This is a genomic window from Chloroflexota bacterium, assembly GCA_009840355.1.
Classification (GTDB): domain Bacteria; phylum Chloroflexota; class Dehalococcoidia; order Lucifugimonadales; family JADFKI01; genus Bin90.
In genome coordinates this window covers 1-22052 of the sequence record VXNZ01000031.1, presented here as the reverse complement: position 1 = coordinate 22052, position 22052 = coordinate 1, and the positions used below count along the sequence as shown (strand labels likewise).

13 protein-coding genes are annotated in these 22052 nt (G+C 56.8%); 4 read left to right on the top strand and 9 right to left on the bottom strand.

Translation table 11 applies throughout. The annotated features are described in order from the left end of the window. Positions 1-605: 605 nt before the first annotated feature. Positions 606-2381: a hypothetical protein gene (locus F4X57_09430; protein ID MYC07375.1), complete on the bottom strand. Its 1776-nt coding sequence runs from the start codon at positions 2379-2381 to the stop codon at positions 606-608. 1366 nt (positions 2382-3747) lie between these two features. Next, on the bottom strand, positions 3748-5022 hold the full coding sequence (locus F4X57_09425) for a PQQ-binding-like beta-propeller repeat protein (GenBank protein MYC07374.1): 1275 nt from the start codon (positions 5020-5022) through the stop codon (positions 3748-3750). Positions 5023-5070: 48 nt separating this feature from the next. Here F4X57_09425 and F4X57_09420 point away from each other — a divergent pair, with 48 nt between their 5' ends. The 4 genes from F4X57_09420 (at position 5071) to F4X57_09405 (ending at position 9455) form a co-directional block, all read left to right on the top strand. Beyond that, positions 5071-5289, top strand: coding sequence for a hypothetical protein (locus F4X57_09420; protein ID MYC07373.1), 219 nt, complete (start codon positions 5071-5073; stop codon positions 5287-5289). A 254-nt stretch (positions 5290-5543) separates the two neighbouring features. Then, positions 5544-7343 (top strand): ABC transporter substrate-binding protein, encoded by a 1800-nt coding sequence (locus F4X57_09415; protein MYC07372.1) that lies wholly within the window; start codon positions 5544-5546, stop codon positions 7341-7343. A 162-nt stretch (positions 7344-7505) separates the two neighbouring features. Further along, positions 7506-8510, top strand: coding sequence for an ABC transporter permease (locus F4X57_09410; GenBank protein MYC07371.1), 1005 nt, complete (start codon positions 7506-7508; stop codon positions 8508-8510). A 30-nt stretch (positions 8511-8540) separates the two neighbouring features. Continuing rightward, a complete protein-coding gene (locus tag F4X57_09405; protein ID MYC07370.1) occupies positions 8541-9455 on the top strand; it encodes an ABC transporter permease in 915 nt (304 codons plus the stop codon). A gap of 531 nt (positions 9456-9986) precedes the next feature. Here the strand turns inward: F4X57_09405 and F4X57_09400 are convergent. The 7 genes from F4X57_09400 to F4X57_09370 form a co-directional block, all read right to left on the bottom strand. Continuing rightward, on the bottom strand, positions 9987-11024 hold the full coding sequence (locus F4X57_09400) for a Fic family protein (protein MYC07369.1): 1038 nt from the start codon (positions 11022-11024) through the stop codon (positions 9987-9989). A gap of 115 nt (positions 11025-11139) precedes the next feature. Continuing rightward, complete coding sequence (locus F4X57_09395) at positions 11140-14334, bottom strand: DNA polymerase III subunit alpha (GenBank protein MYC07368.1); 3195 nt, start codon at positions 14332-14334, stop codon at positions 11140-11142. Beyond that, a complete protein-coding gene (locus tag F4X57_09390) occupies positions 14301-15752 on the bottom strand; it encodes a hypothetical protein (GenBank protein ID MYC07367.1) in 1452 nt (483 codons plus the stop codon). Before F4X57_09390 ends, F4X57_09395 begins: the two co-directional genes overlap by 34 nt. Before the next feature lie 603 nt (positions 15753-16355). Further along, a complete protein-coding gene (locus F4X57_09385) occupies positions 16356-19502 on the bottom strand; it encodes a type I restriction endonuclease subunit R (GenBank protein ID MYC07366.1) in 3147 nt (1048 codons plus the stop codon). A 25-nt stretch (positions 19503-19527) separates the two neighbouring features. Continuing rightward, on the bottom strand, positions 19528-21273 hold the full coding sequence (locus F4X57_09380; GenBank protein MYC07365.1) for an AAA family ATPase: 1746 nt from the start codon (positions 21271-21273) through the stop codon (positions 19528-19530). Between the two features lie 84 nt (positions 21274-21357). After that, on the bottom strand, positions 21358-21954 hold the full coding sequence (locus F4X57_09375; protein ID MYC07364.1) for a hypothetical protein: 597 nt from the start codon (positions 21952-21954) through the stop codon (positions 21358-21360). Further along, positions 21951-22052, bottom strand: a 102-nt coding sequence (locus tag F4X57_09370) for an EF-hand domain-containing protein (GenBank protein ID MYC07363.1), incomplete at its 5' end; no start/stop codon positions are given. The genes F4X57_09370 and F4X57_09375, both read right to left, overlap by 4 nt.

Below are 22052 nucleotides of genomic sequence, written 5' to 3'. Positions count from 1 at the left end.
TGCCCGACAATAGAGCGCGCCTCTGGGAACCCATTAAATCATGCCTCCATATTTTCTTGTCTTTTACAACGGTAACTGTGCCGACTGCCAGAAGACGACCTCCGCAAGACTCGTGAAGTACGACGCTGTTCTTTAGACGACGAGCAAGTGATGCATTATTAATACTAAATGCCAAGTCTCTTTAGTCTATTAACACACTATATATCATAACTGGGCTCCACTTGCGGGGGAATGAGTTATCTGGCGTATAGCTAGAACGGAGAAGGGACCATTTTCTTACACTAAGGTCTTGTTGTTGCTTAGCGAAAAGCAACGAGCTTGTGTCAAATGTTGTGGGGATTCCTTGCAGGCGACTTAGCTCATCTGGCTGAATATGGCGGAGATCGAATCTAGCGTCTTCATCAAGAAGTGTCTGAGAGGAAGAATCGGTGACGAACAGACTCTCAGACGGCATGTAGGGCAGCTGGAGATGGAGCGCAACGAATGAGGCACGACCATAGACTGGCGCCTTAGCTCTCAGTAAGCACGAGTGAAACTCAACCGCATCTATCCAGAGCCAAAGTTATGAACAGAACGCTTCGTGTCAACAACGAGTGGACGCGGTACTAGTCGGTGGGGATGTAGCCGATAGGCTGGACCTTAACTGCGACGAGGTCTAGGCTGTGATATTTCTGGTGTTTGACCGAGGAGGCGTAGTGCCTTAGCAGCCGGAAGGAGATTTCGCGGTCGTCTTCGATTTCAGACTGCTCGGTGAGGTAGGTAAGCCTGTCTTCGAGATTCTCTTCGTAGGGAGCGGCAGAGAACTCCAGATCGGCGATACCGTTGACAATTGATGCCCTGATAAGCAGGGTCTTCCGGGAGTCTTCGAGAACTTCTTCCTGGAGGAGACAAGCCAGCGTTTCTTCTCCGGCGGAGCACAGCCGTTCCGTCGAGTGTTCATCCCATCCGGCACGGAGCGCGAATCCGCGCAGGAATTCGTTAATTTGCGGCAACGAAGCGTAATCCAGGTCGGTTCTTATTCGTATCGGGCGGTTGCGCGTGATTCCGACTAACGCGGTGAGGATAATGGCGATTGCACCGCCGACGACCATGCCGTTGCCGAGCAGAGTTTCCCAAGCGCCTGAGAGCAGGTCGGGCAGTATAAATCTGTACTCAAAGCCCAGCCCTACCCAGAATGATACGCCGAGAATCAACGCTTTCTGTTGGTTGATGCCTTCCTTGAATACGGCTCTCAGCCCTTCCACGAATACGAGGCCGATGAGAACTGTGAGGTACGCGCCCACAACTGGACCCGGTATCGCGAGGAGGGCCGCGGCGATCTTTGGGAGGAATGCGGCTATGACGAGGATTATTCCCGCGTAGATGCCTACACGCCGGGCTGCCACGCCGGTTAGGGCTATTAGCGGGATGCTGGAGGAGTAGGTCGTGTTGGGCACGGTTCCAGCGATGCCGGAGAGCAGGTTGCCAAGTCCGTCGGCGTTGAGCGCTCCCTGTATTACGCGGAAGTCGGTCGCGCGCGCCCGACGGCGAGAAACTTCCTGGACGGCGACGCCATCACCGATGGTTTCCATGGAGCTGACGATGGCGACGAGCATGAATGTTGCCAAAAGCGCCCAGGTGCCGGCGTTAAAGCTAATGTCGAATCCTGGCCATGCGAGCGTCGGGATGCCGACCCATGAGGCTTCGGCGACACTCTGGAAGTCGTAGAGGCCAAAGAGGGACGAAACAACGCAACCTGCGGCTACTCCGATGAACGGTGCCCAGAGCTGCCATGCGAGGGGAGCGCGGAGTGAGATGGGCAGGACTACGGCAAATGTTACTGCGGCGACGATGGGAGCAGCCATGGAAGGGGTGTTTTCGGGAACTTTGCCAATCATGTCGAAGACGATCGGCGCCGCCATAGCCGAGAGCAGCATGATGACGACACCGGAAACGAGCGGGGTTATGACGCGGCGAAGCAGCGAGAGCCGCCATGCAAGAAGAAAGTAGAAGACGGACGAAAGGACGATGAGAGTCGCCATCAGCGCAGGGCCGCCGCTTTCCAGCGCGAGCACACAGACGATGAGGAATGTGCTGGATGTGCCCATGAAGAGCATATTGCCAGAGCCGAAGCGCCCCACCCGCATGGATTGTAGGACGGTAATCGCGCCGCTGATGACCATGGCTGAGAAAACGGCCCACGTTAGGTAGCTTGCAGACTGGCCCGCGGAACGGACAATTATGGCGACTATGACGACTATGGGCGGCAGGAGTGTTAGAGTCGCCTGAAAGCCGAGTCCGGCTGAGAGCAGGTGCGGTGGTCTTTCTTCAGGCTCGTAGCGGATGTTTTCGTTGATACGCATCAGGTGCAGCGGCTCCGTGGGAATCGTGGGTGCGTTCATTCGTGGAGCTTTATTCTACTTGAGAAGTACACCGATGATGCCTGTCACAAGCAGCCCCACGACGATTATGGTGCCGAAGGTCAGGGATCTATACATTATAGTCCCGCTCTTAATAGGGGAGCTGACGCTCCCGCAATTCAGCTCCCCGACAACTCTCGTCCTCCCCTTTAAGGGAGCTACCGTAGAAACTAGCTGCTATTCTCTCCACAGAAGCCTCCCTTGTCACAACGGTGTCGCGACAAGTAGTCTGTTTCACGCAGACCCTTTAGTCCATATAGCCCTAAAAGCGTACAAGATGCTCATTGTATGGCATAAGCTTTTGGCGAAGCACGGCTTTGCGATCCGAGCAATACGTGAATAGGGCTTTCAGTCAACATTTCCTAGCATCAGAGCCTATCAACCTGTGCGAGTTAAGGCAATTGATAAATGCTATATATCGTGCGAACATTTCGCAGTCCACATGCGAGTATGGCACAGATTACTTATAGTTGTTGTGTCGTGGTCCATCATCATCGCGCCCTTGATACCAGAGCAGAGCAAATGGCGACGACTCTGTCCTCGCTCAGCGGGCCGTCTGCAGTATAGAGTGTTGAGCGGCTGCCGGCACCGTCTGCTGCCTGGATTCTTATGACCATCGTCTATGCCGGTTTTCGCTCTGATTGCCAGCAACCTGAACTGTTCGTCAGCTCGAATTGCAACTCCCGAGCCGCGCGTTGAATAGCGGGTGGCTGTTCCCCCTGGTGCATGGACTGCGCGCGCCTGTCATCCTCCAGCGCAGCATACTTGTGGTATTCTTGCCGGACTGGCCTTCACTCTATAATGGCTACACGGTCAGCACCGGAACCGTTGTAGGAATGTTTCAGCGCGAGGAATAGATGTCCAGCATTATGGACGGGTCAGAGTTGAGTTGCTCCGTGGGTGCGTCCAGTTCCGCTGCCCTGATGGCACTGTGAGAGATGATTGCTATACGGACGGCGCGATGTACTTACGGTGAGCGGAGATGGATTACGACTTGGCGCTGCTCGGTTTAGCAGCTCGAAGAGGCACCTGCGGCTGCCAGAGGCAATACTAAAGATGACTTTGTTCGCAGCGCAAAGTCTTGGGATTCCGGTCCGGGGTATTCTTCGAGACGTGTCAAAGTCAATGTCGTGGTGTTCAATCCTGACACGGTAGAGACGCATGCGACGCGGGAGGGCTCACATCACTATCCTGTCGGTATCGAATTTTTGCAATAGTCAACTGTCAGGTGGTCATAGAACAAGGTGAGAATACGGGCGCGCTGCCGGGGCGGGCACTGCGGCGGGGACGGGCGGCGACATAGGTCTTTGCTCTCCACTTCATGCCACCAAGACCGCTGGCTGCCGCATCAGCGGACCAGGTGAAGCCTCCCAGACTGAGAAGTTACGATCAGCGAATCGCTCGATATGACATTGATTGCATTGACAGGGAAGCCCAAGTCGAGCTGCCATACAATCTCTCCAGATGCGGCATCCAGAGCGTACATCTCGCCTGCTTGCGTACAGAATACAAGGGTCTCACCCACCCCTACGACTCCTCCTGCAATGAAGGTACCGGAATTGAAGCGCCAGAGAACTTCGCCTGACTGTGCTTGCATGGCAACGACTGTTGCGCTGTGGTCGGGGTGCCTCGCGACAAGAAACAGCTTAGACTCGTCGTGTGTAACTATTCGGGCGGAGATGCCGCCGATACCCCTGTGATGCCACGCATAGCCGACCGGGTCGGGTGGGCGAGGCGCGGCCTTGTAGAGCCAGAGCTTAGTCCACCAGAAGCGGAGCGCCTTTTCCATGGCGATGTCGCGCGCCTGCAGCTCGACAGCTTGGACGCTGCCTCGATCACCTGACAAGTAAACCTTATCGCCTAATATGACGGGCGTACCGATGCCCCCAAACCAGAGCCTTTTCGTGAGGCGGCGCTTGCCTTTCACCGAGTTGATCAGGTTGAGGTGATTCCCGGCGCTCAGGACTGCGACGATACCCTCGGAATTAGCTACCGGACCGATTGCCTTGCCACCTTCCGGTTCGTGAGTCCATAGGCTTCGGCCGGTGAGCGCGTCCAGCGCGTGAATTTGACCTGAGGCTAGGAACAGACGCCCGTTCTGCACAGCGGGGCTGCCGTGTAGGATATCCTCAGTCTTATATGACCAAGTTTCCTTTCCGGTGCGGTGATTTAGAACGATCAGGCGGCCGTCTCTTGTGCTCGTGTATAGAAGGTCTCCGGCGACAGTAACGGGATAGTCCGAAAGCCCGTGAAGTCGATAAATCCAACGAGGCTGTCCGGTGGCGGCATCAAGCGCCACTACTCGCCCTGACTCTGATTGCAGTCCTGCGGTGATGAACACCGAGTTCCCTTGCGCAACTGGTGGCACAGCAATCGTCTCGCCGGCATCGTAACTCCATACGATTTCGCCGGACGGAGGCGCTGTGAAAGGAGGCGTGACAGTTTCGGTATGAGTAGCCGTCGATGAGGGATGGCTGGTCAGAATCGATATGTCGAAGTAGTTGTAGGCGCTGACGGACGCTACCAAGATGATTAGCGCAGCGAAGGCGAGCAAGACGAAGGGCAGAAGCCGACGACGCCTGCGCCTGAGTGAATCTGTGGGTTGTGGTGGTTCAAATCTCATAAGGCGCTAACGATTGTGGCAAGGAGCGTGAGATGATGACGGGCCGAGATGATTCGCAAGATATTGGTGTTTGTGGGTGTAGTCAACATATTCTTGTGGGGCAATTTCAAGGGATTTCAGATGACAGGTTTGCCCATAGATGCTGGTGTCAAATTCATGATTACTCTTGATGCAGGTTTCACTCCCATTCTCTGCCTTCGCAAGAGCAAGTATAGCCTTCCCCTGCAAGGGCTGACAGGGATAGGTGTTGAGAATAATCGCGCCTAGATTTGCGATTTCACCCTCATTTTAGCCTGCCTACGTTGGGGGAAGGGACTTTGATCCCACATTTACGGATACTTTGGATTTTTACATATCCCTGTCTGCCTATCTAAGGGGGAATGAACAAAATGCCTAGCCTTGAGTAATTTGACATAACACAATGTCAGTTGTAATATCACCGCAGGTTTGCAGACCGAGCAAGCTCTGACGACTCAGCATCGAGCGTCAATGCCTCTTATTTGCCATGTTGGGAGGAGCAAATGACTCGGCTTTCGGCGTCCATTCTCTTTTTCATTGTAATCATCATAGGTATGGTAATCGTTGCTTGTGGTTCTGCCGAGCCACAGATTGTAGAAAAGGTTGTTGAAGTCCCGGTTGATAGGGAGGTGGTGAAGGAGGTCGAAGTCGTTAAGGAAGTGGAAGTCGAGGTAGTGAAGGAAATAGAGACGGAGGTCATCAAAGAAGTTGTCAAAGAGGTCGAGGTTGTTGTCGTAGCCACACCAGTTCGGCAGGCGCAGGAAGCGGCGTACATAATGCGCGCTCCTGAGCCGAACCCTAAGCGAGGCGGAAACATGAAGACCGCCTTTGGCGTGACAATGACGAACTTCGATGTGCAGCAGGGCGCTGGAGCGCACGTTCTTGGACATCTGTACAACAAGGTCGTAACCAAGAACCTTGCGGACGGACTCCGCACCATCGCGCCCGACCTTGCAGTGTCGTGGGAGGCTGCTCCTGACGGGATGGGTTATACGTTCAACCTAAGGGAAGGCGTCACCTATAGTGACGGCACTCCGTTCAGCGCAGACGATGTGGTTGCTAACTTCACACGCATCATCGATCCTCCAGCCGGAGTTTCCAGCCGGAGCAAGGATCTGCTGCCCATGATCGATTCAGTGGAGAAGATTGACGACTACACGGCTACGTTCAACTTGAACGCTCCCACTCCCTACTTCGTGGAGCTGCTGACGAGTTCCCCATTGCTGGTGTACTCCAAGAAGTCGCTGGAAGAGAACAACTACGACCTGCGCAAGATAGAAGTCGCGCCAGGTACGGGAGTCTTCAGGTTCGTAAATCACATACCAGGAGAGAAGTGGGAGTTTGAAGCGAATCCGGACTATTGGAATCCTGAGCTACCCTACCTCGATGGGCTGACGATGCTACACGTACCGACCTGGCCTGACAGGGGCGCCGCTGTGCTGACCGGGCAGGCTGACTTCTCTTGGAACATATCGCCTGACACGCACGCTGAGGCGAAGCGCAGACAGGACATCGGAGCCGTAACATACGACTGCTTGAATTCACACAACTTCGCCATAAACAACGAGAGGGCGCCGTTTGATGACCCCAGAGTACGCCGAGCGATACATCTTGCGGTCAGCCGTCAGACGCAGATCGACGGGTACACGCCTGTCTGGGAGCCCACGTTCGTAACCCGCTGGATCCCAAAGCCGAGCCCATTCTCCACCGACCCCAACGCAATACTCCAGATGCCGGGCTACCGAGCAGAGAAGGAAGAGGACATCGCCGAGGCGAAGCGTCTTCTGGCAGAAGCCGGCTACCCGGACGGATTCGAGATGACGATCACAACATGGAACCTGCCAACAACCGCTGAGGTTGCCGTGCCGCTGTTTGTGGACGAGTTGAGGAAGACGCTGAACATTCGGGCGGACATCAAGCTGGTCGAGCGCGCGCTCCAGAGCGAGATACTGCACGACGGCAATTTCGACATGTTCAGGAATGGCGACTATGCCGGTCAGATACTTGATCCGTTCCCAATGTGGAATATCTATCTGAGGACGGGTGGCTCGCAAAACTGGTCGCGCTACGCCAATCCTGAATTTGACGCGGTGCTGGACCAGCTCGCCGGAGAGCTTGACCCGTTCGCCCGCGCGGAACTATTCAATGAGGGCATGGACATCCTAGACGAGAACCCACCCTTCTATCACATTGGCTTCTGCGGCCACTCCCCGGCGTGGAGCAAGGACGTAAAAGGCATGTCGATGGAGACTAGGTTGCACGTGCTCTGGGAGCGCCTCGACACCGTCTGGCTTGACAGGTAGCCACATTGAGACCGGCGTTAATTTCAAACTTATCCCCCTCTCCTGTATCTGTGGAGAGGGGGAAATCCTCAAAACGTTTCACCCCAAGAGTCCGAGCGAGCATCATCCGACTTTGCCTGAAAGTCATGCGACCTCGCTTCAGTAGCTCACACATTCGCTACGATGAGCGGTCATCGCACGGGAAGATTGAGGGAATCGGCTCAAGCAATGCGTAAGTATCTCTACCAGCGCCTTCTGCTGGCTATTCCCACGCTGTTCGGCGTAACTGCGCTCATCTTTATTGCGATGCGGGTGCTGCCAGGCGACCCGCTTCAGGCGATTTACGGCGAGGGAGAGGGGCTGCACATCCTTACCGAGGAAGAACTTGAGGGCGCGCGCAAGAGCCTCGGACTCGACAAGCCTCTCTATCTCCAGTATATGACCTGGATCGGCGACGTGCTCAAGGGCGACTTCGGGAGGTCGTTCTGGCAGGACAAGCCCATCAGGGACACAATACTGAGGCGGGGACCCATCACCGTGGAAATTGCAGTGATTGCGGTCGCACTTTCGTGGCTGATAGGACTGCCGGTGGGTCTGATAGCAGCTGCGTGGCGCAATACGTGGATAGACTATGTAGTGCGCATTGTAGTTACGTTCTTCATGGCGGTGCCAAGCTTCTGGCTGGGTCTTACGCTGATTCTTGCGACGGTGCTCATCTGGCAGTGGAGGCCGCCACTGACCATCATTCACTTATGGGACGACCCGAAGGGCAATCTGACTATCGTGATAGGGCCTGCCCTCGTGATGGCAATCAACTTAGGCGCGGAGCTTGCGCGAATGAGCAGAGCCACGCTCCTCGAAGTCTTCAGGGAGGACTATGTACGCACTGCCAGAGCCAAGGGACTTGCGGAGATGCTGGTCATCGCACGACACGCGCTGCGAAATGCGCTACTTCCGGTGGTAACCATATCCGGGATACAGCTTGCGTTTCTGCTGGGCGGATCGGTTGCGGTCGAGCGCGCATTTGCCGTGCCGGGGCTTGGCACTACGCTGGTCAACGGAATTGCGGAGCGCGACTGGATGATTATTCAGAATGTGGTGCTGCTGTACGGAATATCCTTTGTAATTATCAACTTGGGCGTGGACCTGCTCTACGGCATGCTGGACCCGCGGATTCGTTATCAGTAGTGCTGCATAGTTCTCAGCGAAAGTAAGGCAATGAGGGAAATAGGCTCCATGCCCGGCCAACAGCCGGAGGGCGATTTTGCACGGGGTCGATTCGATTCGTCTCTTGGTATGATCGCTCGTTTCTTCCGTACATCGCCTATTGGCGCTGTGGCTGCGGGCTTTCTGGTCTTTCTGGTGCTGGTCGCGGTATTCGCTAACGTAGTCGCGCCAAACGACCCACTGGAGACTTTTCCGTCGTTCTTCAGGAAGGGGCCCTCTCTGGAGCGCCCAATGGGCAATGACCATTTGGGGAGAGACGTGCTGAGCCGGGTAATTGTGGGAGCGCGTACTTCGTTGTATGTTGCCTTACTCGCTGTAACTATCAGCAAGGTTATCGGCTTCTCGTGGGGTGTGCTGACAGGATACACCGGCGGCAAATTCGACCTGATAAGCCAGCGATTCCTGGACATCCTGATGTCATTCCCAGGGATCATACTGGCGATGCTGCTGCTAGTCGGCGTCGGGTCCGGTCTTTACACGGTCATCGCCGCTATCGCCATTACGGGCGTTGCAGGGACGACGCGAGTGATTCGCTCGGTTACGCTGTCGGTGAGGGAGATGGAATACGTGGAAGCCGCCCGCGCGCTCGGAGCGTCGCCGATGCGGATTATGTTCGTCCACATAACGCCGCAGTGCATTGCTCCGCTGATGGTGATTGCCAGCGTAAGCTTGGGCGGAGCTATCTTCGCTGAAGCGGCCCTTAGCTTCCTGGGACTTGGGATACCGCCGCCCAACCCCAGCCTTGGGAATATGCTTGGCGGCGTGCTGGGCGATGCATTCAAGCCGCCGTGGTGGTTGGTTTTTTATCCGGGCATGACCATCACATTTACGATTCTTGCATTCAATCTCTTCGGAGATGGCTTGCGCGATCATCTCGACCCCAGGCTTAGGGGGCGGCTGAACTAGAGGTTCGTTTGGCGGAAATCACACCTCAGCAGATGTTCATGACTGAATCAAGCGCGTTTGGTGGTGAACGCTCCCACGACGTTGTTGAACTCCTCGGCTGTCTCCAAATATGGCGAGTGTCTTGCCTCGCCGATGATGTAAAACTGGGCAACGGGTATGACCTGTGAGATTTCTCTGAGGACCGCAAGGGGAAAGATATGGACCTGAGCCCCGCTGTCCGGATGGCACGGTGAGCGATGATTGCTATACGGACGGCGCGATGTACTTACGGTGAGCGAAGGAGAAAGGTTATGGAGGCAGATTGTGGGGCGAAGTAGCTACTGGCACGAGCCGGAACAGCTGCCAGGTCAGGCAGAGCGCGATACGGATCCTATGCTCCGCAAGTTTTATGTGTACGTACTCTACACGCAGTATGGGCACTATACATGTAGAATCTCCTACAACTAATTGGCTGCGAATGATTGAGCGGAGGCGATACTCCGCCGCCTCTTGTCGCAAGTTATGTCGCAAGATTGTCGCAAGTCAAGAAGGCTAGTCCGCCAAGACATACGCCGCGCCCGTCGTCCGGCCTTGACGACGGATGAGACCCATTTCCATTAGCGCCCTGACATCCCGCTGAAGAGTGCGGCGCGATACCTTGGGGAACAGGGATTGGAATTCCGATATTGTCATTCGACCATTCTCCAGTATGAAGCCCAAAGCCTGTGCCTGCCTGTCCGTAAGAGCATGCAGCCGACTGAAAATATCCTTCCGAATAGCCGACTCACCCCTTCGCTTGACCTCGCTCAGCTGTGTGGCGAGTCCTACGGCAAAATACTCGATCCAGCCCGTCATATCCATGTTCGAGCGTCTGACTCCCTGAAGCGCTCCGTAGAAGGACAGCCGATCGCGGTCATAGTATTCGCTTATGGAGAAAAGCCGCTTGAAATCGTACCCCGCCTTGTAGAGCAGCAGCGTAGAAAGCAGTCGCGACGCGCGTCCATTCCCGTCGAGAAACGGGTGAATATGGACAAGTTGGAACTGGGCGATGGCGCTGACGATCACAGGATGTATGTTGGTCGGTCGATTCAGCCAACCGACGAGTTCGCTCATCATCTCGGGCACGGCTTGAGGCGGCGGAGGCGTGTAGATCGTCTCTCCGGTAGCGGAGTTGACGATATAGTTCTGGACGAGGCGGTACTTCCCCGGAGCGGCAGAGCCGCCGCGCACGCCGCCAACCAGCCGTCTGTGTATCTCCAGTATGAGACGCTCCGTGACGGGACCACCGTCGCTCAAGTATGTGCTGACGTATTCAAACGCATCACGGTAGTTGAGCAGTTCTCGCGTATCTTCAGGATCGGCGTCCGGGACAGAATGACCCGCCAGGATTGCGGCCGCGTCGTCCACCGTGAGCCTTGTTCCCTCTATGTGAGTGGTGTGATGAGCTTCCAACAGGAATGCTCGTGAGCGCATAGAGGAGACCCATTCATCGGACAGACTAGCGGCTTCGAGAAAGCCGCGCGCTCGTTCGATGTCGGTTATGGCGGCGGTTACGGTATTCGTGATGGAAAAGCGTGGTAGGAAAGTCATTGCGCGAAAAGATATAAGCCTGAAAACATCCGATAGTAGTTCGACTCGTCGGAGGACACATCCATAATCCATGGTAGCATGACCTGGGATCTACGATGAGTGCAGCAGCGCAAGTCTAGCGCCAGTCATGGGAGCGCGGCATTCGGACGCCGGAGCGCAGCGCCCGCACCTCAGAGACGATGGTGTTGGAAGTGCCGTCCCAGCGCGAGATTTCGCCCTTAATCAGCACCACTTGGCTGCCCAGCTCCCTTCTATACTGCTCGTAAATATGGGGCCACAGTATGGCTTGCGCGTCCCCTGTCTCGTCCTCTATGGTCACAAATATCGTTCCGTCTCTGCCTTTCGGGTGCTGCCTAGCCACGGGCCACCCGGCTACCAGCACGGGGGCGCCGTCGTCCAGACTATCCACCTCGGCGCAGGTCAGCACACCCGGCGCGAGCCTGGGGCGCACGAAATGCATCAGGTGCCCGCGCGGGTATATCCCCATAACGGCGTACTCAGCGGCCATCTTCTCCGAGTCCGTGAAGTCCGCAAGCCGCGGCACGCTGGCGTCCATCGAGGCGGGCAACACAGCCTGTCCGTTCCGGCTGGGACGTGGGTGCAGCCCTGCCTCCCATAGCGCCTGCCTGCGGTTGGGAGTAACGCTGTCGAACGCTCCCGCCATGACCAGCGAATCCACTGCATGTGGCTTCAATCCTGTGCGCCGCACGAGGTCGCCCGCGCCGGTGTACGCGCCGCCGCGCTCTCTTCCTTTGACGACTTCTTCAGCGCCTCTTTCTCCCACGTCCTTGATAAATCTCAGCCCCAGCAGCACCGACGCGCCCTTCGGAATGCACTTCACCTGTGAGGAGTTCACGCATGGATTCAGGAATGGCACGCCAAAGCGCCGCGCGTCCTGCTTCAGCGTCTCCATCGGGTAGAAGCCCATCGGCTGGTTGTTCATCAGCGCCGTGAAGAACTCTGTCGGATGGTATCGCTTGAGCCATGCCGCCTGGTACGCGGTTATGCAGAACGCATGTGAATGGGACTCCGGGAACATGTAATGTCCATTAACCTTGTTGAATATCTTCCTCGCTATTGCTTCCGAAACACCGTTGGCCTGCGCTCCATCCAAGAACCGTTGCCAGTGCATCGCTATCAGGTGTTCGCTGTTGGGTCTGGCGAAGGCTCGGCGCACCTCGTCCGCCTGCGCCGCGCTCATACCGCCCACATCCATCAAAAGTTGCACCACTTGCTCTTGCCACACGATGATGCCGCAGCCGCGTTTTAGGGCGCGCTCCTCCAACGGGTGGTCGTAGTCCCACTGTACGCCGTGACGGTAGCGGTCGATGAACTGCGATACCGCGCTGCCCTGCATGCCCACGCCCGGTCGTATGAGCGCCACCTGGTACGCAAGGTCGCGCAGGTTGCGCGAGCGCAGGCGCTGCGCTATCTTGAGCTGCGCTGGGGACTGGAGCAGGAACACGCCCTTGGAGTCGCCATCGTTTATCATGTCGTACACTGCATCGTCTCTGGGGCTTATCCTGCTCATGTCCGGACGCTCGCCAGTGCGCCGCTCGATGAGGTCGAGTGCTTCCTCTATCTGGTCGAGCACCGGCAGGGACAAAATATCTATCTTTGCGAAGCCGGCGTCCTGCACGCTGTCCTTGTTCCAGTCCATGATGTAGCGACCATCCGTTGCTCCGGCTCTCACCGGAACCAGCTCCGAGATGGGCGAGCTGCTCAGTATCATTCCGCCCACATGCTGTCCCAGGGAGCGGGGCGCGCCTATGAGCTGCGGCGCGAGTTCAGCAAGCGTCCTCCAGCCCGGCGCTTCGCTAATGTCCCTGAAGCCGGGTAACTGCCGCATATCCTCGCCGAGAAGGGCGGCATCTCCTGACAATCCCTGCTTAGACAGTAGCCTTAACTGCTCACGCGGCAGACCCAGTGCTTTGCCTAGGTCTTGTATTACGCCCTTCAGCCTGTATGTGCCGATTGCGCCCGCCAGAACAGCGTGCCCAGATCCAAAGCGCCGGTGGACGCGCTCAATCAGCGCATCCCTGATGCCCCTGGGGAAGTCGAGGTCTATGTCCGGCAGATTTCCTGCTTCCTCGGAGATGAATCGGTCAAGGCTGAGGTCCCACGCGAGCGGATCGATGTGACTGATGCCGATGAGGTAGCCCACGAGTAGCGCAACGGACGAGCCGCGTCCCCTGCCGGGTGGCCTAGCTTCAAGCGGCACTTCGGGGCTCACCAGCCCACGTTCGAGCATGATCTGGCGCGCTATCAGCGCAATCTCCCTGTACAGCAGCAGAAAGCCCGCCATGCCGTGAAGCTCTATGAGCCTGAATTCTTCGCGCAGTCTTGTCTGGACCTTACGGGAGATCTCGCCATAGCGCCGCAGAGCGGCTTCGTAGCACAGCCTTTCAAGGTAGGTCTGCGAGGTGTAGCCGTCCGGCACGTCGGCATCGGGCAGGCGGTATCCCAGGTCGGTGTCGAGGTTGAAGTCGCAGCTATCGGCGATTCGCAGGGTGTTCTCCAGCGCCTCCGGGCAGTGGCGGAACAACTGCCGCATCCACTCCACCGACCTGAGACAGGACTGGTCGTTGGGTCTGATGTGACGGAGCGCACGGTCTATTGTCGTGTTGTGCGCCGCTGCGACAAGCGCGTGCTGGAGCCTGTATCGCTCTGGAGTGTGATAGAGCGAATCGTTCGTCGCGACCACGGGCACGCCGCAGTCGCGGGCGAGGTTGAACATCCGCCTGTTCCTTTTGGTATCTCCACACAAGAGATTCTGCTGGAGTTCGACATACACCGATTCCAAGCCGAACCAGTTCACATACTCACGCAGCCGTTCCCGCGCCTCCAACGGCTGGCTACTCAACACAAGATTGGACAGAAGATTGTCGCGCCCGCCCGTGAGCAGCACGGTTCCCTCTGCGTGCTCGGGTAGATATGCAGGGTCAAGTCGCGGCTCTCGGCGGTTGTGCCCGTTCGCTAGCGTGAGCAGCCGCGATATGTTGCCGTAGCCCCGGCGCGTTCTGGCGAGCAGCGTCAGGCGGCTCTCGTCGGTCAGTGTGAGTTCGCACCCGCTTATGGGCTTTATTCCGAGACTGCTGGCGAGGCGGGCGAACTCCAGCGCGCCGCACAGGTTGGTGTCCGTCAGAGCGAGCGCCGGGTAGTCGTACTCGACGGCGCGCGCAAGCAGCTCATGGACATGGGACGCGCCTTGTCCGAACGAGTAGAAGCTCTTGCAGTGAAGCTCTGCGTATGCTGAAGGCATGATGCGACGAATTTCTACGCTGCCGAAATCGGCTGTCTGTACCAGCAACCCTCGCGCTCGTCCCTGAAAAGCACGAGCTGCCGCCCGATGTCATCGACTACACGGAAATAGCTGCGTGTTACCGGCTGCGGCAGCCACCACAGATCGAACTCCCAGAGATCGTCTATGCCGCATATCTTCTGCCAGCCCTTCTTCGATTGAACTGCGAGTGGAAGGCATCCCTTACTCTCTCGTACTTCTACTGGAAGCGGCGAGTGGAGAGGTGTCAGCATGTCGCTGCTCGCCGATCCCACGGGGACCTTCAGCGCGCGCATCTCAGGCACCGGATGCCAAGGAGCGACATCGACGATTCTGTGTAATGCGGGAACGTTCTGCATTCTTGCACGGAGCTTTCTGTCTATGTCGATGATCCGTTCAAACCTTCTGTCCCTGGCGTCCTCCAGCAGTCCGAGCTGCCTGCCGGACTCGGCACTGATGTCTCCCACGGTCAGAGTCAGATCTTCGACGGGAGCGTTCGGAGGCTGGGCTTCGATGCGATCTCTTAGCAGCCGTGACGCGCTCTGCCACTCGCCCACAGGCTCCTTGAACTTAACGGATTGCATCCAGGGAGCGCCGTCTAGCGCTGTCGAGACGAGTGTCATCGAACCGGCGAGCCTACGTTGAAGGTGCGGCCTGGAGTACGCTCGCTGCAGCAGGATGTCCGTAGTTGCAAGCAGCAGCTCGATGGAGGTCGATGAGAACGGCAGGGAAGTGTACTCCGTGATTGATGTCGCTGCCTTGAGCGGAACTACCGGACGCCCGTCGATGCCGTTGCACAACTCCCACGCGAGAGTGCCCTCTCGTCCGAAGCGATCGACCAGCACATCGCTAGAAAGGGAAGCCGCCTGTCCCATCGAGTGGATTCCAAACTTGTGCAGCAACCTCTTCAGGTCGTCGGACAGCGGCAAAAGCTCGATGGGGAGTGGAGCGAGGAACCTGGCTTCGTCCATAGGACAATCGGCGACGCTACGCACATCGGCGCTTCTCGCCGCGATGTACGCAGTGAACTTCGATCCGCCCACTCCGACACGCGCATTCAGCCAGCCGGGAACGGCGTCAAGCAGCGCAGCCGCAACATTCCCTTTGCCGCCGTACAGCAGCTCCAGCCCATCGATGCGAGCATATGCCGTGCCAAGTTCTGCAGGTTCCACGCGGTCGCTGACCTGAAGCAGCGCCTCGATGACATCCTCGAACGCGCGCCGGTAGTACGGCTCGTCCGCATCGAGTATAATGAGACCGTTGTGGCAGGACATGGCTTGTTCCAGAGTCATCCCCGCCCTTGCGGAGGCCCCTGCGGAGCTATCAACTACCAGGGGCTTCCCACTTGTCCTGTCCACTACGGCTATCGGGCTGTCTCTCAGGTGTGCGCGTCTTCGCAGTTCCGCCTTGGCTCTCAGATGTGTGATGAGCACGCAGGCTATCCTCATATCGCCTCCGTCGATGTCTCTCTACGATGGTAATGTCGGATAATACTAGCGAACACTTGTGCGGTTTGTCAATGCGCAGAGACGTTTGAACTGATAGCAGTTACGCGACAGCACTCGCCACTGCGGTCATTACAACTGCTGTAAATTCCGTGGCGGACTCGACATTCTTGATGGACTGGAATGTGTCGCAAGTCAGGCATCTCTTGGGACTGGCGTTAGGAGTATTGATACTGTCAGTCAGAGCAATTTGTCCCGGCAAAGATATGAAACCCGAAGGCACCTCGACAAATTGCCGTTCATCTATGAAAACGTTGGAGTCGTCGTCAGTTGCCAGCCAACAATTCGCAAGGATAGTCAGAGCGAAATTTTCAAAGAGGTGAAGGCTCATCGCCGGGGCGACATCGGCAGGAGGTCGTATTTGAGGAATTACGCGATGTCGGATGTGGCGATAGAGCTGCTGGAAGGGACTTCAACATCGCTGCCGATGCTCGACCCCGTGGCTTGCGGAAAGGTACGGGGTAGAGTACAGGTTGGGCGGCGTATATAGCCTGTAGCAGCTGCTGAAGAAGTGGTAGAGACGGTGTAATCGTCGCAGCGGCACAACTACTTTACTTGCCGCCACTCGGGCGATGACACCCACTCCTCCGACACAAGTTCGGCCTGTTCCAACACAGTCTCGGTCGCCTTTTTCTGCTTATCGGGCGGGTAACCGTATCTCCGCAGCAGTCGGCGAACCAAGACGCGCAGCCGCGCACGTGCGTCCTCGCGTAACGTCCAGTCGATGGTTACATTGCGGCGAACAGTCTCCACGAGTTCGCGGGCGATTTCTCGCAATGTCTCGTCGCCCAACACTTGCACGGCGCTATCGTTAGTCTCCAAGGCATCGTAGAACGCCAACTCGTCATCGGTTAGACCGAGCTTCTCGCCCCGCTCACTCGCCGCGCGGATTTCCTGCGCCATCTGTATCAGCTCTTCGATGACCTGCGCCGCTTCAATCGCCCTGTTCTCGTAGCGGCGCAGAGTCTCCTCCAACATTTCGGCAAACGAGCGTGCCTGCACCACATTCTTGCGCTGTCGGATGGACAGTTCGCCCTTTATCAGCTTTTGCAGCAACTCTACGGCGAGGTTGCGATGGGGCATATCACGCACTTCCGCAAGGAACTCATCTGAGAGAACCGATATGTCCGGGTTATTCAATCCCGCGGCCGCGAATATGTCAATCACTTCGTCCGAGGACACGGCACGTGAGACTATCTGACGCACGGCGTTATCTAACTCTTCGTCCGAGCGACTTTCTCCGGCGACGCGCTTCATCAGTGCGGAGCGCACACTTTGGAAGAAGGCGAGATCGTCTCTTATCGCAAGCGCCTCTTCGTGAGGCACAGCTAGTGCGAAGGCACTTGACAGGTTTCTGACTGCGGCGACGAAACGCGCTTTGCCGTTCCTCTGAGCGAGTATATGCTCTTGCGCCGCCGGAATGAGCAGCATGCGCTCCTGCGTTCCCAGCATCCAGTTCGAGCGGTTGAATCCATGGAACATGTCACAACAGATTTCGTACTTCTCCAGCATTACCGCGACTGCGTCACTTTGATTCAGAGTCGGACGTCCTTGTCCTTCGCTATCAGTGTATTCGTCGATGGCGCGCTTCAGCTCGTTTGCTACGCCAAGATAGTCGACGACCAGTCCGCCGGGTTTGTCCTTGAACACGCGATTGACGCGCGCTATCGCCTGCATCAGATTATGCCCGCTCATGGGCTTGTCCAGATACATCGTGTGCAGACTGGGCGCGTCGAAGCCAGTTAGCCACATGTCGCGCACCAGCGCGATACGCAGCGGATCATCCGCATCACGAAAACGTTTGCCGAGCGCTTCCCGTCGTCGCTTGTTGCGGATGTGAGGCTGCCAGTTGGGTGGGTCAGACGCCGCGCCGGTCATCACGACCTTGATGCTGCCCTTATCGTCGTCATCGTGATGCCATCCTGGGCGCAGCCGCGTGAGTTCGCGGTAGAGTTCCACGCAGATGCGCCGGCTCATGCAAACGACCATCGCCTTGCCATCAAGCGCTTCAAGGCGTTGCTCGAAATGCTCGATTATGTCCTGTGCAATCAGTTCAAGCCTTTTCTCGGAGCCGACCAGCGCCTCCATCTGCGCCCATTTGGTCTTGAGCCGCTCCTTGCGCTCGATCTCCTCGCCCTCGGTAGCTTCCTCGAAGTCTTCGTCTATTGTGGGGCGTTCGTCATCATCAAGGGAGAGTTTCGCCAAGCGGCTTTCGTAGTATATCGGCACGGTGGCGCCGTCATCTACCGACTGCCGTATGTCGTAAATGCTGATGCACTCGCCGAAGACCGCGCGGGTGTTGGCGTTCTCCAACTCGATGGGCGTTCCAGTGAAACCCACGAACGAAGCGTTGGGCAAGGCATCGCGCATGTGTCGGGCGAAGCCGTCTATGAAGTCGTACTGGCTGCGGTGTGCCTCGTCGGCTATGACCACGATGTTGCGTCGATCCGACAGCGTGGGATGCGTATCGCCCCTCCCTTCAGGGAAGAACTTCTGGATGGTGGTGAAGACAACGCCGCCGGATGCCACCGAGAGTTTGCGCCTCAGGTCCGCGCGACTTGCGGCTTGCGTGGGCGGCTGGCGCAGCAGTTCCGAGCAGCGCGAAAATGTGCCGAAGAGTTGATCGTCGAGGTCGTTGCGGTCAGTGAGAACGACGATTGTCGGGTTCTCCATCGTAGGCTCGCGCACTATCGCTCCCGCGTAGAATGCCATCGTCAGGCTTTTGCCCGAACCCTGCGTGTGCCATATTACGCCGATGCGCTTGTCACCCACCGCTCCGCCTTGCCTGCGCTGTGTCATATAGCGTTCGCGTTCTTCGGCAACCAGCCTTTGTCGCTCGGTCGCGCGCAGCGTCTCTTGGACGGCGACTCGCACCGCGTGGAACTGATGGTATCCCGCCATCTTCTTCACCGGCGCGCCGTCGTCCTCGAAGACGATGAAGTCGCGGATGAGCGCGAGCAGGTTGTCGGGGGCGCAGACGCCGTGCAGCATCACCTGAAGTTCGGGTCTTCCGGTATCCTCCAGGCCTTCACCGGATATGGTGCGCCACGGCTTGAACCATTCGCGCCCGGCGGTGAGCGTTACCATGCACGCCTGTAAGCCGTCGGATGCTATCAGCAGTTCGTTGAACCCAAGTAGCGTGGGCAGTTCGGACTTGTAGGTTTGCAGTTGGTTGAACGCCGTCCAGACGGTCGCGTCTTCATCGGCAGGGTTCTTTAATTCGATGATGCCGAGCGGCAGGCCGTTGACGAACAGCGCGATGTCGAGACGGCGGCGGTTTTGGTGCTCTATGACGGTGAACTGGTTGACGGCGAAGAAGCGGTTCGAGAGGGGATTGTCGAAGTCGATGACCTGCGCCTGCATGCCACGCAGCCAGCCGCTATCGTCCCTGTATTCCACACCCACGCCGTCCACCAGCATGCGGTGAAAGGCGCGGTTGCGCGCCTCGGCAGTGGAGCCTTGCGGTCGCGTCAGCCTGCGGAATGCGTCGTCCAGCGCGTCGGCGGGCAGTTCCGGGTTTAAGCGCGAGAGGCCGTCCCGCAAATGTGTGTCCAGTACGACATCGCTAAAGCGGTCGCGCAGAGGGACAGCCGCATCGGGGCCGATGTCTGCGCCGCGCGCCGTGTTCCAGCCAATTTCAGACAGCCAGTCGAGAGCAGCTTGCTCGACGTGGGCTTCGGTGATGGTGGTCATGGCGTTAATCTTTTCAGTAAAGAGGTTAAAATTCGCTGGCTATGGGATTGGCGTCTTCAGAAACACGCACGATGGCATCCATCTTCTCGCCAATTTCAGGGTCTATCTCATCTTCAGGAACATACTCTGCCAACTCGTAGAAGTCTCTCTTGTTCATCAAATTCGGTAAGCCGATGCGCTGAAAGTATGAGCGGAAAAGAGGCGTCAGGAAATCGTCGCTCACTTTGGCGTCCTCACTCCAAGGCGAACCTCTCCCCAGAGTTTCCATAGCGCGTTGCACTTCTCCGATGGATTCTCGCATAGCTTCCAACCGACTGCCAATTTCGACCGGCGCGAACAGCGGACCCAGTGTGTCTTCTTCTGCTGACGCCTTTGCATAAGCTTCAAGAGTTGTCTGTGAACAGAAGTAGTTCTCAATTTCTCGACGATTCCACTCTGCACATTCTAAAGGCGGACTATCCAGCAAACCGGATTCTATTCTGTCGAAGATGGCTATTCCTTTCAAATCGGGAAGCGCTTCCCTGAGGCCGAAATAATGGTCGCGCGCCTTCTGCGGTTGATTGCCGACATAATGGATGAATGGATTTTCGAGTATCTCAATTGCCCTTTGGTCATTTAGGCGACGGGCGAAAGCCCGCAAAATGGCGAGGTCCGTAGAGCCTTCGAGATAAAGTACCCACCCTTTCTGCTCGGCTTGATAGTAATGGTCGAACCCGATGTCTATAAGAGACTTGCGAACTTGGCTGCCTCGATCATCAATACGGTGCGGCTGCCCAACAAAGGCAATCACCATGTCTTTGTCGGCGGCTTCATTCAGCAGTATTTCGGAATGGCTCGCGGCGATGATTTGGCTTCCGCTTTCCGAGGCGACTTCGGTAATTAGTTGGTATATCTGACGCTGACGGAGTATTTCGAGATGCGCGTCAGGCTCGTCCAACAGCAGAACGGTATTCGGATTGGCGTGCATGTACGCCAATATCAGTAGCGTTTGTTGCAGTCCACGCCCGCTGGAAGAAAGGTCGAGGCTGACATTTTTCTCTCTGTAACTCATCACGATCTCGCCGCGCTCCGCAATATATCGCGGAGTATCGAGATCAACACCGAACAAGCGACGAATCTGACCGATAAGCTTTTCCCAATACTCAGGATGTTCTTCATGAATGCGGAAACAGAGATTGCGGAGAACTTCCGCTGTGCGTCCCTCCCCGACGCGAACATTCACCGCGCCGATGTCAAGGCGCGTTTCCGTAGCCGCAAGCCCAGACATGGGCGGTAAGAACGCTATCCGCTCAGCGCCGGCCTGCTCCGGTATGGGCATTCGCGGCGGACTTCTGCCTTCTTCAAGTCGCAATGGACGACAGTAAAATGACTCCTCATTGGCGTAGTCGAACTCAAGCCCACATTTCCACGCCTTCCCCTTGGTTATGCCCTCTACCACAATATCTATTCTGACATTCTGGGTACTCGGGCGCCCATCATCCCTTCGTGAAACGTTTCTGACATGCAGGTCGTTCCACAATAAACGAGCATTCGGCACGGGTATAGCGACGAGGTCCCGGCGATTGACGGTAACGCCGGGGCGACTTTCAGGCGCGTTGATTCTGGACCTTCGCTCGTTCCAGCGTTTCAGCCCTACATCCCAAAGGGCCAGAGCCTGCATTGCCGAAGTCTTGCCGGAATTGTTAGGACCAATGAAAATCACCGGGCTACCCAACTCTATCTCGACTTCTCCGAGCCGCTTGAAGTTACGGATAATGATGTTGGTGAGCATCACTCTTTTCTTTCACAGTCCTACATTCCCTGAACCTATTCCCAGACCCATTATATCATCCAGCGCACCCACCACACGCACACCCTACACCACCACCACCCCCGACACCAACCCCGGCAGCAGCGCATCACGAAGCCCTGCTAGCGCATCTTGCTCTCTGCTTATTGTCTGCATCTTTGCAAACACGGGGATACTCACCTTATCGAAGACCGCCATCACATCATGTGACGGAACAACCGCTCGAAACGAAGGAATAGCCTTCTTTGAAAGATGCAATACCGTTGTCCCTGATGTGTGAGCATATGTGTAGTCTGCGAATCTCTCGGTGCTACAAAGGAGGTAAAGGAATTCACGATTAACTCTTCCGCTACTTGGACGCATGATCATAGCATCAAGCGATGCGACAAGTTTGGTATAGTGAGGGCTTGGTTGAACTATTGCCGGCTTACCTATAACCTCAGCCGCTTGCGTAACGTCCGTACACGCTAGGACTACATCTCCCGGCTCAATTACTTGTTCGTCCCTAAATCTTCCAATATAAGGCTTCAGGCCATCATACCGATAGCCGCCACCGCGTCTGAACGACTTAAGTGTGACCAAAGCGGTATCGGAATTGTGAAGGTCGCGACTTCTATATGAACGCCCTCCTGTGAATGTTGCTATATCGCCTAGATCTTTCACCCCCCCCCCCGCCGGCCCCGACCCCCGCCCCGCAGCCCCCCCCCCCGCCGGGCGCCAGAGCGACACCGCCGCCCGCCACCCCCCCCGCGCCGCCCCGC